We start from the raw sequence: 15,395 nt of genomic DNA on the forward strand, positions 1-15,395 counted from the left end.
GGGCGCCGTCACCGGAAGTCGTCCGCGTGCTCGGCGGCCCACTGCCGGAACGTACGCCCGGGGCGTCCGGTCACCCGCTCGACGTCCGGGGCGACCCAGGCATTGCCGTCGAGATACCGGCCCATCTCCAGAAACCACTCGATGACCTCGGCGGAATAGGTGTCCTTCCAGTACTCGCGGGCCTGCTCCGGGGTCAGTTCGTCGAAGCGCACCGGACGGCCGATCGCCTCGCCGATCATCCGGACCGCGTCCCGGCGGCGGACCGACTCCGGCCCGGTCGGCTGGTACACCCGGCCGTCGTGACCGTCCTCGGTCAGCGCGGCCACGATGACCGCGGCGATGTCCGCCTCGTGGACCAGCGCGCTGGTCCAGTCCCCGAACGGCGCCCGCACCACCCCCTCGGTGCGGATGCCGGCCGCCCACTCGCGGGTGTTCGCCATGAACTCGCCCGGGAAGACGTGCGTCCATTCCAGGCCCGAGTTCTCGACAGCCCGGTGCAGCGGCCGATGGGGCGCCTCAAGCGGATCATCGTCGGCCCGGCTCGGATCGTTGTGGCCGAGGTGGGTGACCCGGCGGACGCCGGCCTGACGGGCCAGCTCCAGAATCTCCACACCGGTGCTCAGCGGCCCGTACCCGTCCATCGCGACGAGGTGCATCCGCGTCACGCCGCGCAGCGCCCGCGCCAGCGTGTGGGGCCTGGCGAAGTCGCCCGCCACCACCTCCACTCCGCTGGGTAGCGCGGCGGCCGCAGGCGACGCGGGATCGCGGGTCAGTGCGCGTACGTCGTGGCCGGCGCTGACCAGTTGTCGGACCACACTGCCTCCGACGGTCCCGGTCGCTCCGGTCACCAGGATCGGCATGGTTCCTCCTCAGGGATCGCCCGACGGCGGGCACGGCGAGCCGACCCCGCCATTCCGGGGGCGCTCTCGGATGACTCATGGTCAGTCAGATCGATGCCGCAAGCAATCGCGAACACCGCATTCACGTTCGCTCTGACCTGCGGAAACGCGCTGAAGGCCGACGACGCGCGGCAGCCGTTTTCAGCCCTGGGAACACTCGTTGACCTGCGCTTTCACACCGCACAGGGATTCCGCGCAAATTCGTTCGCCGAAACGCCCCACCTTCGGCAGCCCCACGCATCCGCCGGTGGCGTTCTGGACGAAGATGGGGGTATGCGGATCCTTCTGGCCGGTGCGTCCGGCTTCCTTGGCACCCGACTGGCCGACCTGCTTGTCCGCGACGGGCACGAGGTCACCCGCCTGATCCGTCGGGCGCCGGGCGGGCCGCAGGAGCGGCGGTGGGACCCGGCCGCCGGGCAGCTCGACCCGGCCGTGGTCGCCGAGGCCGACGCCGTGGTCAACCTGGCCGGCGCGGGCGTCGGCGACAAACGCTGGAACGACGACTACCGGCGGCTGATCCGCACCAGCAGGGTGGACAGCACCACCACGCTGGCGACCACCATCGCCGGCCTGCCCGCCCCGGACCGACCCCGGGTGCTGCTCAACTCATCGGCCGTCGGCTGGTACGGCAACACCGGCGACCGGGCGGTCGAGGAGGACGCGCCGGCCGGCGAGGGCTTCCTGGCCGACGTCTGCCGGGTCTGGGAGGCCGCGACCCGGCCGGCCGAGGACGCCGGGGTACGCGTGGTCCGGCTACGTACCGGTCTGCCGCTGCACCGCGAGGGCGGGCTGCTCAAGCCGCAACTGCTGCCGTTCAAGCTGGGCATCGCCGGCCGGCTGGGCAGCGGCCGGCAGTGGCTGCCGTGGATCTCGATGGCCGACTGGCTGGACGCGACCCGCTTCCTGCTCGACCACGACGACATCGCCGGCCCGGTCAACGTGGTCGGGCCGAACCCGGTCACCAACGCCGAGTTCACCCGCGAGCTGGCCCGGCAACTGCACCGACCAGCGATCATCCCGATCCCCGCACTGGCGCTCAAGGTGGTCCTCGGCGGCTTCTCCCACGAGGCCCTCACCAGTACCCGGGTCCTCCCCGGAGTCCTAACGAGAGCCGCCTACCCCTACCACCACCAAACCCTCCCCCAAGCCCTCCAGGCAGCCCTAACCCCCTGACCCCTAATCCCGGTGGTTCGGCCCTCGGCAGAATCGGCGGTCGGTGGGTCGTCGGTGGGCCGGCGTGGGCCGATGCTGGAGCAATGGCGACCTTCTCCCTCCAGGCCACCCCGACCGACGCGGCGAGCTGGGCCGAGCTGGCCCGTCGGGCCGAGACCGCCGGCTTCGACGCTCTGCTCGCCGCGGACCACCCCGGCGACGTGACGTCACCGTTCGTGGCGCTGGCCGCCGCCGCCCCGGTCACCTCGACGATCGGGCTCGGCTCGTACGTGTCGAATCTCGGCGTACGGGAGCCGATGCTGCTCGCTGCCGACGTGGCCACCCTCGATCTGATCTCCGGCGGACGGGCCCGGCTCGGTGTCGGCGCCGGTCACACCCCGGCGGAGTGGCGCGCGGTGGGCCGGGAACGCCCCGACGTGGCCGGCCGGGTCCGTCGTTGCGTGGCCGTCGCCGAGGCGGTCCGCGCCCTGCTCGACGGGGCCTCGGTCACCGTCGACTCGGCCGAGCTGACGATGCGCGAGGCGGTGTTGCGCGAACCCCGGCCGGTGCAGGACCGGATTCCCCTGACGATGGGTACGGCGAACTCGACGCTGCTGCGCTGGGCCGGTGCGCACGCCGACGTGGTCGGGCTGACCGGGTTCGGACGTACCCTCGCCGACGGCCACCAGCACGAGGCGCGCTGGCGGGCCGACCAGATCGAGGCGCAGCTGGCCTGCGTGGCCGCCGGCGCAGCCGGCCGGGCCGACCCGCCGGCGCTGGAGGCGCTGGTGCAGACGGTGGTGGTCACCGACGACGCCGAGGCTGCCGCCGCGGAGCAGGCCCGGCGCAACGGCATGACGCCCGCCGAGCTGCTGGCCACCCCGTTCGTGCTGATCGGCACGGTGGACGAGATCATCACGGCGGTCGCCGAGCACGAACAGCGCTGGGGGGTGACCCGGTTCGTGGTCCGCAGCGACGCGCTGGCTCCGCTGGAGCCGGTCCTGTCCCGCCTGACCTGCCCCCCCGCCTGACCTGACCCCCCCCGCCGACAGCCCTGTTGATCAAGAGGTTTGCGTCAGATTCCGGCTTCCGGATGACGCAAACCTCTTGATCAACAGGGGCAGGCGGGGCAGGCGGATGGGGTCAGCAGCCGACCACCCAGTGGTTGGGGCCGGTCTGCTTGAGGGCACTGGTGTAGAAGGTGTTGTAGAGGCCCATGCGCTGGTTGGAGCCGTTGGCGTAGGCGTAGCCGCCGGACTGGTACGCCCGACCGGCCGCCACGTGCGCGTAGTTGCTGGCCGTCACGCAGGTCGGCGGCGTGGTCGGGGTGGCCGTCGGGGTCGGCGTGGGGGTGGCCGTCGGGGTCGGCGTGGGGGTGGCCGTCGGGGTCGGGGTCGGGTTGGTCCCGCCGCCGTTCAGACCGAAGAAGAGCGCGTCACGGTACGTCGAGCAGATGGTGTCCAGGAAGTACGCGCCCGCAGTGCCGCACTGCTCGGCCGCCGAGCCCGGGTCGACCGGGGTGCCGTGGCCCATCCCGGAGATCCGGTAAAGCCGCACGTCGTCGTTGCCGTACACCTCGAGGCTGGTGTTGCCGGGCAGCGACGAGGTACTGGTCGGGGTCTGCGACACCCCTCGCACGTTGGTCCACTGGTCGCGGGACTCGGTGCCGTTGAGCGGGGTGACAGTGGTGTCCGAGGTGCCGTGCCAGATGGCCACCCGGGGACGCGGGCCGGTGTAGCCGGAGTACGCGCCGCGGACCAGGTCGCCCCAGGCGGCCGGGGTCTTGTCCGCACCCGGGTTCATGCAGCTGAACGCGTTGACCATGCTGGTGGCGCAGCGGTACGGGATCCCCGCGATGATCGATCCGGCGGCGAAGACGTCCGGGTAGGTGGCCAGCATGACCGCGCTCATCGCCCCGCCCGCGGAGAGCCCGCTGACGTAGACCCGGGAGCCGTTGACCCCGTAGTTCGTCTTGGCGTGGTCGACCATCTGCTTGATGGACAGCGCCTCACCCTGACCTCGGGTGGTGTCCCCCGCCTCGAAGAAGTTGAAGCAGGAGTTGGCGTTGTTGCCGGACGGCTGCTGGGCGACGATCAGGGCGAACTTCCACTGGTCGGCGTACTTCTGCCAGCCGGAATTGGCGAAGTAGCCGGAGGCGTTCTGCGTACACCCGTGCAGCAGGACGACGGCCGGGGAGTTGGCCGGCAGGCCGTCCGGGCGGTAGGCGTACATGGCGAGGTTGCCGGGGTTGGAGCCGAACGCGGTGACCTGGGTGAGGGTGGCGGCCTGGGCGGGTGCGGCGACGGCGACCGCGCCCACGACGGCGAGGGCGAGCCCGGCGGCTGCACCGAGCAGCCGGGTGAGGATGGATGAGGAGCGGCGCACGGCGGCCTCCTGAGGGGGCAGACTGTGAACTGGGTCACGGTCGAGTTGCCGTGACGTTACGACGACGTGTCGCGGCTATGACATGGGGCACACTCACACATTCACGACGGACGCTGTGTACGCGAGACCGCCGCCGTGGCGGAGGGAATCCGTCCCCAACGGTCCCGTCCTTGCAGGTCTGACCGGCCCGTCCAGGTCCGGTTGGTAACGTCCGCTGCGTGCCGTCCTCCCCGTCGCTGGCCACCGGGCCCGCACCCGTGTCACCGCCGCGCGCCGTCCGGGACCGCCGGGCCGACCTGATCGTCGTGCTGGTGGCGCTCGCGCTCGCCGTCTGGGTGACCAGTGGGCTGTGGCGGGACCCGAACGTCCGCACCATCACCGCCAACTCCAGTGACCAGGCGCTCTTCGAATGGCTGCTGGCCTTCGGCGGGCACGCGGTCACCCACGGGGACAACCCGCTCTTCACCTACCTGATCAACGTCCCGGACGGCGTGAACCTCGCGGTCAACACCTCGATCACGGTGTACGCGGTGGTCTTCGCCCCGCTCACGTACCTGATCGGGCCGCCGGCGACGTTCCTGGTGATCCTCACCCTGAACCTGCTCGCCACCGCGCTGGTCTGGTACTGGCTGCTCTCCCGACACCTGGTCCGCAGCCGGCTGGCCGCCGGGGTCGGCGCGCTGTTCATCGCCTACTCCCCCGGCATGGTGTCGCACGCCAACGCGCACCTGAACTGGACCGCCGGTTGGCTGGTGCCGCTGCTGATCTGGCGGCTGTTCGCGCTGCGCCGCGCCGGGCACTGGCTACGTGACGGGGTGATCCTCGGCGTGCTGGTCGCGGTGGCCTTCTCGATCGCCGCCGAAGGGCTCTTCTTCACCGCGCTGGCGCTGGGGGTGTTCGTCGCCATCTGGGCGCTGCACCCGGCCAACCGGGTGGAGGCCCGCGCCGCGCTGCCCACCTTCCTGCGCGGGCTCGGGGTGACCGCCGTGGTCGCCGGTGTGCTGCTGTCGTACCCCCTGTGGTTGCACTTCGCCGGGCCACAACGGTTCCACGGCACCGGCTTCGACCCGGTGATCCACTCCGAGGACATCGCGGCGTTCGCCGCCTTCCCGCGCCGCTCACTGGCCGGCGAGGCCGGGTTGGGCACCTCGCTGGCGCCGAACCCGACCGAGGAGAACTCGTTCTTCGGCATCCCGCTGCTGGTGCTCACCGTGATCTGTTTCGTCGTGCTCTGGCGGCGGGCCGACCCGCACCGCCGGGCCACCCTCTGGGCGCTGGGCGCCCTCGCGCTGATCTTCGCGGTGCTCTCCTTCGGGCCGGTCGCCAAGGTCGACGGCCGACGCACCGATCTGCCCATGCCGTTCGACCTGGTCGGGCAACTGCCGGTGGTGAACGCCGCGCTACCGGCCCGGCTGGCACTGGTGGTCGCGCCAGTGATCGGGCTGTTACTGGCGTACACCGTCGACCAGTTGCGCGCCGCGCCACCCCGGTACCGCCCCACGGAGCTGGCCTGGGTGCTGGGTTTCGCGGTGGCCCTGGTGCCGCTGCTGCCCACCCCGCTGTTGACCGACGAGCGGGAGCCGATCCCGCGCTTCATCACCTCCGGCACGTGGCGGGACTACGTGTCGCCCGACGGGGTGCTGACCCCGGTGCCGCTGACGGTGGACATCTACCCGGACGGCCAACGCTGGCAGGCGTACGCGTTGTCGCACCGGCAGGGCGAGTTCGAGATCCCCGGCGGCTTCTTCCTCGGCCCTGGCGGGCCGGACGGGCGGGGCCGGATCGGTCCGGTGCCGCGCACGCTGAGCGCGTTGATGGACCAGGCCGGCCGCACCGGGCTGGTCCCCATCGTCACCGACGGAACGATCCGGGAGGTCCAGTCGGACCTGCGGCACTGGCGCATCGAGACGGTGGTGCTCGCCGACGAGGTGCACGGCGCGAAGTTCGAGGTCGACGAGGCGGCGCTGCTGCGTACCGGCACCGCCCTGTTCGGCGAGCCGCAACGGGTCGACGACGTCTGGCTCTGGCGCATCCCGCCGGCCGACCGGTAGACCGCGACGCGGTCGGCCGGGGCATCGCGACCGACCGCCGTCGCGTCTAATAGGCCGATGGGACTGACCGGTGGGCGATTGCGGCGTGCCGCAGTGGTCGGGCTCGCGCTGGGGCTCGTCGCGCTCAGCGCGCCAGCCGCCACGGCCGCGAACAGCGTCGCGCTCAGCGCGCCAGCCGCCACGGTCGCGAACACTGTCACCGACAGCACGGCCGGCGGGAGCACTGTCGCCGACAGCACGGTCGGGGTGGTGCCGAGCCGGGTGCGCGATCCGTGGCTGTGGCAGGCCACAGTGGGGCAACGCCCGGCCGGTCCGGCCGCGCTGGTGTTCTTCACCGACCGCACCCGCTATTTCGAGTCGACCGGGGTGCTGGTCGCCCGGGACGGCGCCTACCGGCTCATTCCGATCGGCATAGCCGAGGGGCACGGGCTGCTCTCCCCCGACGGGCGCCACTACCTGCGGCCGCAGTCCGGCGAGTTGCTGGACCTCACCACCGGCCGGCAGCGCCGCACAGTGACACCCGGGCTGCACCCTTTCGCCTGGTCGCCGGATGGCCGACGCGTGCTCGGCACCCGCAGCAACGACGATCCGGTGATCAGCTACGGGCCGGACAACCAGCAGTTGAACGATCCGGAGAAGCCGGACGACCTGCTCGTCGTCGACCCGTACCAGGGCACCGAGCAGGTGGTCGCGGCCGGCACCTTCGCCGCCCACAACGGGGCGGCCTGGTCACCCGGTGGCGACCTGGTGGCGGTCACCGGCTCGCCGGACGTGCCTGCCCAGCTCGCCGAGCGCCAGCGACTGGTGGTCCTCGACCCGGCCGGCGGCGGTCCTCGCTGGCAGGTAGACCTGGGCGACCGGCGGATACTGGCCGGCCCCGCCGCCTGGCACCCCGACGGCCGGCGGCTCGCGCTGCTCGCCTTCGACGGCTGCGCCGGGCCCAGGTGCACGGCCGAGCAGGCGGCGGCGCGCACCTGGCGAATCGAGTTCCTGGACACGGCCACCGGTCAGGCGGTCGGCCAGGCCCTGCCGGCCGGCACCTCGGCCAGCGGGGTCATCGGCTGGCGCGGAAACGACCCGATCCTGCGGTATGTCAGCGAGACGGAGGCGGACACGGACCAGCAAGCCGTTCTCGCCGCGCTGTCGCCCGACGGCGGTCGCGAGGTGCTGGTGACCACGCCGGTCGGGTCGACCAATCTGGCGGTGCCGGGCGACCTGCTGACCCCTGCCGCGTTCGGTGGGTCGGAGCCCCGGCCGTCGCCGTTCGCCGCCCCGCTCTGGGTCTACCTGACGCTGGGCGTGCCGACGCTGCTCGCGATCGCTCTCGTCGTTCGCCGGATCCGCCGCCGCCCTGCGACGGGCCCTGCTCCGGCGTGACAACGAGCCGCCGAGCGGTGCCGCGACCGGCACGACGAGGTCCTCGTGAGGCGGCTCACCAGGGAAGATCGCCTCTGACGGGACTAGGCTGGTTGCCGTGACGACGACGACCCCCGGCCTGACGGCCGTCCGTGCCGGCCTGCTCGACTACCAGGCCGCCTGGGACGAGCAGCGGCGCCTGCACGAGTCGGTGGTGGCTGGCGAGCGCGGCGACACAGTGCTGCTGCTCGAGCACCCGAGCGTCTACACCGCGGGCAAGCGCACCGAACCGTGGGACCGGCCCATGGACGGCACCCCGGTCGTCGACGTGGACCGTGGCGGCAAGATCACCTGGCATGGGCCGGGGCAGCTCGTCGGTTACCCGATCCTGCGCCTGCCCGACCCGGTGGACGTGGTCGCCTACGTGCGCCGGACCGAAGAGCTGCTCATCGACGTGTGCGCCGAGATCGGGCTGACCGCCGGCCGGGTCGAGGGGCGCAGCGGGGTCTGGGTGCCCGAGGACGACCGGGGGCCGGCCCGCAAGGTGGCGGCCATCGGCATCCGGGTGGCCCGGGGCGTCACCCTGCACGGCTTCTCGATCAACTGCGACTGCGACCTGACGTACTTCGACCGGATCGTGCCGTGCGGCATCCGGGACGCGGGCGTCACCTCGCTCACCGCGGAGCTGGGTCGCCCGGTCAGCGTCGCCGACGTGCTGCCGGTGGTCGAGCGTCGACTCTCCACCCTCGTCGAGGTCTGAGCGTCACGTCGGCGGCCCCCGGGGTCGCCGGCCAGAAATTCCGCACCGAGTGTCCCGTGGGGCGTCCGGCCGATCGTCCCTATGGTGGAGTCGGCGATCAGCGCCGGCTCGACAGCTGAGGCCGGCGGCCACCGCCCGGCCCGGACGCGAGGAGCGGACATGCCCACCTACATCGCGCTGACCTACACCGCTGACGTCGACTGGAGCAGCCCCGAACAGGCTGACGAGATGGCGGAGTACCGGGAGTTCGGTGCTGCCGCCCGTGCGGTGATCAGGGGCGGCAGCGCGCTCTACCCGACGGCCACCGCGACCACGGTGCGGGTTTCCGGCGGTAAGGGCGGTGACGTGCTCACCACCGACGGCCCGTACGCCGAGACCAAGGAAGCCCTGACCGGCTTCTACCTGCTGGAGTGCGCGGACCTGGACGAGGCCGTGGCGACGGTCGCGGCGATGCCCGCGGCCTGGAACGGCGCGGTCGAGGTCCGTCCCGTCATTCCACTGTGACCCGATGCTGACCGGTGACGCGGAGACCGCCGCCAACGCGGCGCAACAGGTGGTCCGGGCCGAACGGTCCCGGATCCTGGCGACGCTGATCCGCGTCACCGGCAGTGTCGACCTGGCCGAGGACGCCGCCCAGGACGCGGTGCTGCGCGCCCTGCAGTCCTGGCCGCGCGACGGCGTACCGGACAACCCACGTGGCTGGCTGCTGGTCGTGGCGCGACGACGCGCGGTCGACCTGATCCGCCGGGAGGCCCGCCGCGCCGGGAAGGAGGCCGAAGCCGTGGCGCTGCTCGACCCCGCGTCGGACTCACCCGAGGCGGTTCGGGACGACCTGCTCCGGCTGGTCTTCACCTGCTGCCATCCGGCGCTGTCACTGGACGCGCAGGTGGCCCTGGCGCTGCGTACCATCGCCGGGCTGGCCACCGCCGAGGTGGCCCGTGCCCTGGTGGTGCCGGAGGCGACGATGGCCAAGCGCCTCACCCGAGCCAAACAGAAGATCACCCAGGCGGGCATCCCCTACCGGATACCGCCGGCCGAGGAGTTGCCGGGACGACTGACCGGCGTCGCCGCCACCGTCTATCTGATCTTCAACGAGGGGTACACGGCCGGCGTCGGCGACGACCTGATCCGGGTCGGGCTGGCGGACGAGGGTCTTCGGCTCGCCCGGCTGCTGGTCGAGCTGATGCCAGACGAGCCGACAGCGCTCGGCCTGCTGGCCCTGCTGCTGTTGCAGGACTCCCGGCGGGCCGCGCGGGTCGATGTCGACGGTCGACCGCTGCTCCTGAGAGAGCAGGACCGCACGCGCTGGGACCGGGCCGCGATCACCGCCGGGGTCGAGCTGGTCGGTGGTGGACTGCGTCGTACCCCCGACCAACCCGACCGGTACGTCGTCCAGGCCGCCATCGCCGCCTGCCACGCCCTCGCCCCGTCGTACCAGCAGACCCCGTGGGACGCGGTGATCTCCTGGTACGACGTGCTGCTCACCGTGCACGACACCCCTGTGGTGCGGCTGAACCGGGCGGCGGCGGTCGCCGAGCGGGACGGCCCCGCCGCCGGGCTGGCGCTGGTGGACGCGATCGGCGGGCTGGCCGGCTACCCGTGGTTCCACGCCACCCGGGGCGAGTTGCTGTACCGCCTCGGCCGAGCCGACGAGGCCGCCACGGCGTACCGGGCGGCGCTCGCGCTCGACCTCAACGACCCGCAGGCGGCCCGGCTACGCGACCGGCTCGCCGAGTGTGGGCCCGCCTCCGTCAGGGAGTGAGGCGGTGCAGGTCACGCGGGAACGCGGTGACCTCCCGGATGTTGGCCGCGCCGACCAGCCGGGCCACGAACCGTTCCAGGCCGATGGCGAAGCCACCGTGCGGTGGCATGCCGTGCCGGAACGCGTCCAGGTAGCCGACGTACGGCTCGACCGGCTCACCCCGGGCCGCCAACGCCGCCAGGTAGTCGGCGTGCCGGTGCAGCCGCTGCCCGCCGGTGACCAGCTCCAGACCCCGAAAGAGCAGGTCAAAACCGTTCGAGTAGGCCGGCCGCGCCGGGTCCGGGTGGGTGTAGAAGGGCCGCTTCGCCATCGGGTAGCCGGTGACGAAGAGGAAGTCCGACAGGTGTTCACGCAGGGCCCACTCGCCCAGCGCCCGTTCGTGGGCGGGAGCGAGGTCCGGCTCGTCGGCTGGCGCGCCGGCGATCGTCAGTGCCTCGGTGAAGTGCACCGCCGGGATCTCCGCCGGCACCTGCGGCGGTGTGACGCCGAGCGTCGCCAGAGCGCTGCCGGCCCGGCCGCTCACCGTGTCCAGCATCCCCGCCACGGTGTCGCGCAGCACGCGCATCACGTCCCGGTGGTCGGTGACGAAGCCCAGCTCCGCGTCGAGCGACGTGTACTGCGCGAGGTGCCGGACGGTGTCGTGCGGTTCGGCCCGGAAGACCGGCCCCACCTCGTAGACACGTTCGAAGACGCCGACCATCAGCTGCTTGTAGAACTGCGGCGACTGGGCCAGGTACGCAGGGCGGCCGAACCAGTCCAGCGCGAACACGTTCGCCCCACTCTCGGTGCTGGAGCTGACCACCTTCGGCGTGTGGACCTCCACGAAGTCCTGGGCGTCGAGTGCGGCCCGGAACCCGGCCACCGCCGCCGCCGAGATCCGCAGCGCGGCCGACCGGGTGGGGTGCCGCAGCGCGGTGGGCGCCTTGTCGAGCTGGGTGGGCAGGCTCGCGGTGAGCGCCGGCCGGTACAGGTCGAACGGTGGCGGTACGGCGGTCGGCCCGAGTGGACGTACCGTCGGGTCGGTCAGCTCGACCCCGGCGGGCGCGGTGTCGTTCGCGGTGGCCGTCGCGGTGACCTCGACGACCGTCTCCTCGGTGAGTTTTTCCAGCTCGGCGCGGACGGCCGGGTCGGTGACGACCACCTGGGCCAGGCCGGTGGCGTCCCGCACGATCAGGAAGGCCACCGACTTGAGCAGTCGGCGGCGGTGCACCCAGCCGGCGATCCGCACTGTCGTGCCGATGCTGGCGGGCAGTTGCTGGGACAGGGTTCGTTGCATGGCGTACAGCTCCTCGGTCGATCGCCACGCCGTCGCCGCCCTGGGTGGCGAAGCGTCGCATCAGCCCCAGGGAGGTGTGGGCGAGCGGGAACCTCGCGGTGCCACCACACCTTCGCCCCCGCCGAAGCGGGGGCCTCGTTCGTCGCCTGTTGACCGGGGCCAGCCGGGCGGGCTCTACTGGGCGCGGGTGACCCGCGGCCGTTCTTCCCGCAGCTCGGGAGGGTCTTCGCGCCCCGGCGCCAGACCGCCTCTCAGCACCGGCGGCTCTCTGCACTGGCGGGTCGGGGGCTACTCGGCTCCGTCGTCGCTGTTGGCGGTGACCGTAGCACCCGAATCCCGCTCGTGTGACGCACATTTTCGACACCCCGGTGTCCGGCGTCACAACGTTCGGGGCGTGACGCCGGTCGCCTGACGCACATAGACACCTGCCGTCCGGCGTAGGCTCGTTTCGTGACGATCGAGCACTCCGCGCCGACGACCGGCCAGGCAGCGCGCACCGCAACGGCGGCCCCCGAGGGGCGGCGTCTGCTGCGGATCGAGGCGCGTAACGCCGAGACGCCGATCGAGCGCAAACCGCCATGGATCAAGGTCAAGGCCAAGATGGGCCCGGAGTACACCCAGCTGCGCGGGCTCGTCTCGCGCGAAGGGCTGCACACCGTCTGCCAGGAGGCCGGCTGCCCCAACATCTACGAGTGTTGGGAAGACCGGGAGGCCACCTTCCTCATCGGTGGTGACCAGTGCACCCGGCGCTGCGACTTCTGCCAGATCGACACCGGCAAGCCGGCTGAGTTCGACGCCGACGAGCCGCGTCGCGTCGCCGAGTCGGTGGTCTCGATGGGCCTGCGCTACGCGACCATCACCGGTGTCGCCCGTGACGACCTGCCCGACGGCGGCGCCTGGCTGTACGCCGAGACCGTCCGACAGATCCACGCCCTGCAGCCCGGCTGCGGCGTCGAGCTGCTGATCCCGGACTTCAACGCCGTCCCCGAGCAGTTGGCCGAAGTCTTCAGCTCCCGTCCCGAGGTGCTGGCCCACAACGTGGAGACCGTGCCGCGCATCTTCAAGCGCATCCGGCCGGCGTTCCGCTACGACCGCTCGCTGGACGTGATCCGGCAGGCCCGCGCCGACGGCCTGGTCACCAAGAGCAACCTCATCCTGGGCATGGGCGAGGAGCGGGTCGAGGTCTCGCAGGCGCTGCGCGACCTGCACGAGGCCGGCTGCGAGCTGATCACCATCACCCAGTACCTGCGCCCCTCGCCCCGGCACCACCCGGTGACCCGCTGGGTCAAGCCGGAGGAGTTCGTGGAGCTGCGCGAGGAGGCCGAGGAGATCGGCTTCGCCGGGGTGATGAGCGGGCCGCTGGTGCGTTCGTCGTACCGGGCCGGCCGGCTCTACAAGCAGGCCATCGACGCCCGCGCCGCCGCCTCGGTCGCCACCGCCGGCTGACTCCGCCGGCAGCGCCGCACGGCCGTTCGGCGTCCGGGTGTCATGATCCTGTGATGACCGTCGGCGTACGCGAGCAGCCGCGCGGCGCCGACTCGCCCCGCCCGCGACCCGGCGCACGTCCCGGCCTGGTCGGTTGGCTCACCGGGTTGGCAGTGCTCGCCGGGGTGGGTTACCGGCTCTGGCTGCTGCTGCACGCCGCCCCGCCGACGAACAGCGACGAGGCCACCATGGGGCTGGCCGCGTTGCACATCGCCCGGGGTGAGGGCTTCCCGGTCTGGTTCTACGGTCAGCAGTACATGGGCACGCTGGAGGCGTACCTGGCCGCGCCGGTGTTCGCCCTCGCCGGTGGGCCGTCGCTGCTCGGGCTGCGGTTGCCCACGCTGGTCCTGTACGCGCTGTTCCTGCTGCTGGCCTGGCGGTTGACGCTGCGGCTGACCGGGGACCGGTGGTTCGGGTTGCTGATGGTGGCGCTGCTGGCCCTCGGTTCCGACCGGATCGTCAAGAACCAGTTGATCGCCGGCGGCGGCTACCCCGAGATGAACGCGGCCGGGGCAGCGCTGGCCCTGCTCGCCGTGGATCTGGCCACCGGTCGACCGGGGCGGCGACCGGCCGACGCTGGGCGACCCGATGCGCGGACGGCCGACACCGGGCGACCCGGCCGGCGGCTGGCGCGCTGGGCCGCGTGGGGGTTCCTGGCCGGGCTGATGCTCTGGGTCGACCCGCTCGTGCTGCCGTACGTCGCGGCGACCGGCGCGGTCCTTCTCGGGTTCTGCCGCCGGGAGTTGTGGGGTGCCGCCGGGGCGCTGCTCGGAGCGGCGGCCGTGCTGGGAGCGGCCCCACTGCTGCTGCACAGCCTGCTGACCGGGCGCAACCCGCTGCACGCCGTGCTCGCGGCCAGCGGTGCCAACGCCAGCGCAGGCTGGCCGGACCGGCTGCACGGCGGCCTGGTGCTCGGCCCCGGACTGGGCATGGGCTTCTGCGCTCCCGGCCAGTGCGGCACCTGGCAACTGTGGTGGGCGCTCGCCCTGCCGCTGCTGCTGGCCATCGCCGCCGCCACCGCCTGGCGGGCCCTGCGCATCCCCGACCCCGGCCCTGCTGGCTCTGCCGCCGTCGGCCCCGACGCGGTGTCGCCTCGGGTGGCGGCGGCGGCACGGCTGGCGCTCGTGCTGGCCGCGGTGGCCACCCTCGGCGCGTACGCGGTGAGCAGTTCCGCCGGGCTCACCCCCGTGGAGAGTTCCCGCTACCTGTCCTGCCTGCTCATCTCCCTGCCGGCGCTGCTCTGGCCGGTGTGGACGGTGGCCCGGCACGGGCTGCGTCCGGCGGCGACCGGCCGGCGCGGCGTCGGGTCGACGCTGGCCCGGTCGGTCGCTGTGGTGTTGCTCGCCGCCACGCTGGGCACCGCCACCCACGCCACCTGGCGGGCAGCGGAGACCGTCCCGGCGACCCGGGCCGCCGAGGCCCGGCACACCGAGCTGGTGAACACCCTGCGTCAACTGGGCGTACGGCACGTGCGCGCCGGCTACTGGACCTGCAACCGGCTCACCTTCGCCAGCGCGGAGCAGGTGGTCTGCGCGGTCGTCGACGACACCCTGCGCCCCGGTTTCGACCGCTACCCCGCGTACCGGCGGGAGGTGGACAGCGCGGCGGCACCGGCCTGGGTCGCGCCGGCCGGCTCACCCCTCGCGGAGGTGCTCGACGAGCGGCAGCGAGTCACGCCGGGCAGCCTCGACCTGGTCACCATCGAGGGCTGGCGCATCTACCTGCCACGCTGACCTCGGCGGTCCACGTCAGCGCGGCGGTCTAGGTGCGCCTCAGCGCGCGGCCTGGCGGTCCCGGTGCGTGTCAGCGCGGCGCGGCGGTCTCGGTGAGCAGGCCGAGGCGGTGGGCCAGGGCGGCGGCCTCCACCCGGTTGGTCACTCCCAGCTTCGCGATGATCCGGGAGACGTGCACGCTTGCCGTCTTCGGCGAGATGAACAACCGCTCGGCGATCCGGCTGTTGCTGTGCCCCTCCGCGACCAGGCGCAGCACCTCCCGTTCCCGGGCGGTCAGCAGGTCCGCGCCGGCCCCGCCCCCGGCCGCACCGCGCAGGCCGACCCGCCGCGCCAGGGTGGCGGCCGCCTCGACCAGCGGGGTCGCACCCAGCCGCCGGCCGATCTCGGTGGCCTCGGTGACCGCCGCCGCCGTCTCCTCGCGTTCCCCGGCTGCGGCGGTCGCCTCGGCCAGCGCCAGCAGCGCCCTGCCCAACGGGTAGGGCTGCCCGTCGGCCCGCCACGCGTCGACCGCCGTACGCCACGCCGGCAGCGCCTGG

The 15,395-nt window shown here is 72.9% G+C and carries 13 protein-coding genes; 9 read left to right on the forward strand and 4 right to left on the reverse strand.

The genetic code is table 11. The features are described 5' to 3' along the window. Positions 1-8 precede the first annotated feature (8 nt). A complete protein-coding gene (locus tag GUI43_RS29430; protein WP_112700261.1) occupies positions 9-860 on the reverse strand; it encodes an NmrA family NAD(P)-binding protein in 852 nt (283 codons plus the stop codon). 312 nt (positions 861-1,172) lie between these two features. On the opposite strand from GUI43_RS29430, the gene GUI43_RS29435 reads away from it, so the two are divergent. Both GUI43_RS29435 and GUI43_RS29440 read left to right on the forward strand, forming a co-directional pair. Beyond that, positions 1,173-2,072 carry a TIGR01777 family oxidoreductase gene (locus GUI43_RS29435; protein ID WP_112589178.1) on the forward strand — a complete coding sequence of 300 codons (900 nt, stop codon included), beginning with the start codon at positions 1,173-1,175 and terminating at the stop codon, positions 2,070-2,072. Positions 2,073-2,155: 83 nt separating this feature from the next. After that, complete coding sequence (locus tag GUI43_RS29440) at positions 2,156-3,082, forward strand: LLM class flavin-dependent oxidoreductase (RefSeq protein WP_112700262.1); 927 nt, start codon at positions 2,156-2,158, stop codon at positions 3,080-3,082. Between the two features lie 112 nt (positions 3,083-3,194). On the opposite strand, the gene GUI43_RS29445 is transcribed toward GUI43_RS29440, so the two are convergent. After that, complete coding sequence (locus GUI43_RS29445; RefSeq protein ID WP_112700263.1) at positions 3,195-4,436, reverse strand: extracellular catalytic domain type 1 short-chain-length polyhydroxyalkanoate depolymerase; 1,242 nt, start codon at positions 4,434-4,436, stop codon at positions 3,195-3,197. 218 nt (positions 4,437-4,654) lie between these two features. Between GUI43_RS29445 and GUI43_RS29450 the strand changes: the two genes are divergently transcribed. The 5 genes from GUI43_RS29450 to GUI43_RS29470 all read left to right on the forward strand — a co-directional run bounded on the left by GUI43_RS29450 (position 4,655) and on the right by GUI43_RS29470 (position 10,365). After that, on the forward strand, positions 4,655-6,487 hold the full coding sequence (locus GUI43_RS29450) for a DUF6311 domain-containing protein (protein ID WP_112589184.1): 1,833 nt from the start codon (positions 4,655-4,657) through the stop codon (positions 6,485-6,487). A 57-nt stretch (positions 6,488-6,544) separates the two neighbouring features. Then, positions 6,545-7,864: a beta-propeller domain-containing protein gene (locus GUI43_RS29455; RefSeq protein ID WP_146765970.1), complete on the forward strand. Its 1,320-nt coding sequence runs from the start codon at positions 6,545-6,547 to the stop codon at positions 7,862-7,864. A gap of 97 nt (positions 7,865-7,961) precedes the next feature. Then, positions 7,962-8,603 (forward strand): lipoyl(octanoyl) transferase LipB, encoded by a 642-nt coding sequence (gene lipB / locus GUI43_RS29460; RefSeq protein WP_112700265.1) that lies wholly within the window; start codon positions 7,962-7,964, stop codon positions 8,601-8,603. 159 nt (positions 8,604-8,762) lie between these two features. Beyond that, positions 8,763-9,107, forward strand: coding sequence for a YciI family protein (locus GUI43_RS29465; RefSeq protein ID WP_091407433.1), 345 nt, complete (start codon positions 8,763-8,765; stop codon positions 9,105-9,107). A 4-nt stretch (positions 9,108-9,111) separates the two neighbouring features. Further along, positions 9,112-10,365, forward strand: coding sequence for an RNA polymerase sigma factor (locus GUI43_RS29470; protein ID WP_112700266.1), 1,254 nt, complete (start codon positions 9,112-9,114; stop codon positions 10,363-10,365). On the opposite strand, the gene aspS is transcribed toward GUI43_RS29470, so the two are convergent. Continuing rightward, positions 10,355-11,641 carry an aspartate--tRNA(Asn) ligase gene (aspS, locus tag GUI43_RS29475; protein WP_112700267.1) on the reverse strand — a complete coding sequence of 429 codons (1,287 nt, stop codon included), beginning with the start codon at positions 11,639-11,641 and terminating at the stop codon, positions 10,355-10,357. The two genes, GUI43_RS29470 and aspS, sit on opposite strands and share 11 nt — an antisense overlap. 450 nt (positions 11,642-12,091) lie before the next feature. On the opposite strand from aspS, the gene lipA reads away from it, so the two are divergent. Both lipA and GUI43_RS29485 read left to right on the forward strand, forming a co-directional pair. Further along, positions 12,092-13,087 carry a lipoyl synthase gene (gene lipA, locus GUI43_RS29480; protein ID WP_112700268.1) on the forward strand — a complete coding sequence of 332 codons (996 nt, stop codon included), beginning with the start codon at positions 12,092-12,094 and terminating at the stop codon, positions 13,085-13,087. A gap of 53 nt (positions 13,088-13,140) precedes the next feature. Next, positions 13,141-14,859: a hypothetical protein gene (locus GUI43_RS29485; RefSeq protein WP_112700269.1), complete on the forward strand. Its 1,719-nt coding sequence runs from the start codon at positions 13,141-13,143 to the stop codon at positions 14,857-14,859. 70 nt (positions 14,860-14,929) lie between these two features. Here GUI43_RS29485 and GUI43_RS29490 read toward each other — a convergent pair. Beyond that, positions 14,930-15,395 (reverse strand): helix-turn-helix transcriptional regulator (locus tag GUI43_RS29490; RefSeq protein ID WP_146765971.1); only part of this gene is annotated, 466 nt, incomplete at its 5' end.

It is taken from the genome of Micromonospora noduli, assembly GCF_003264365.1.
GTDB classification, from domain to species: Bacteria; Actinomycetota; Actinomycetes; order Mycobacteriales; family Micromonosporaceae; genus Micromonospora; species Micromonospora noduli.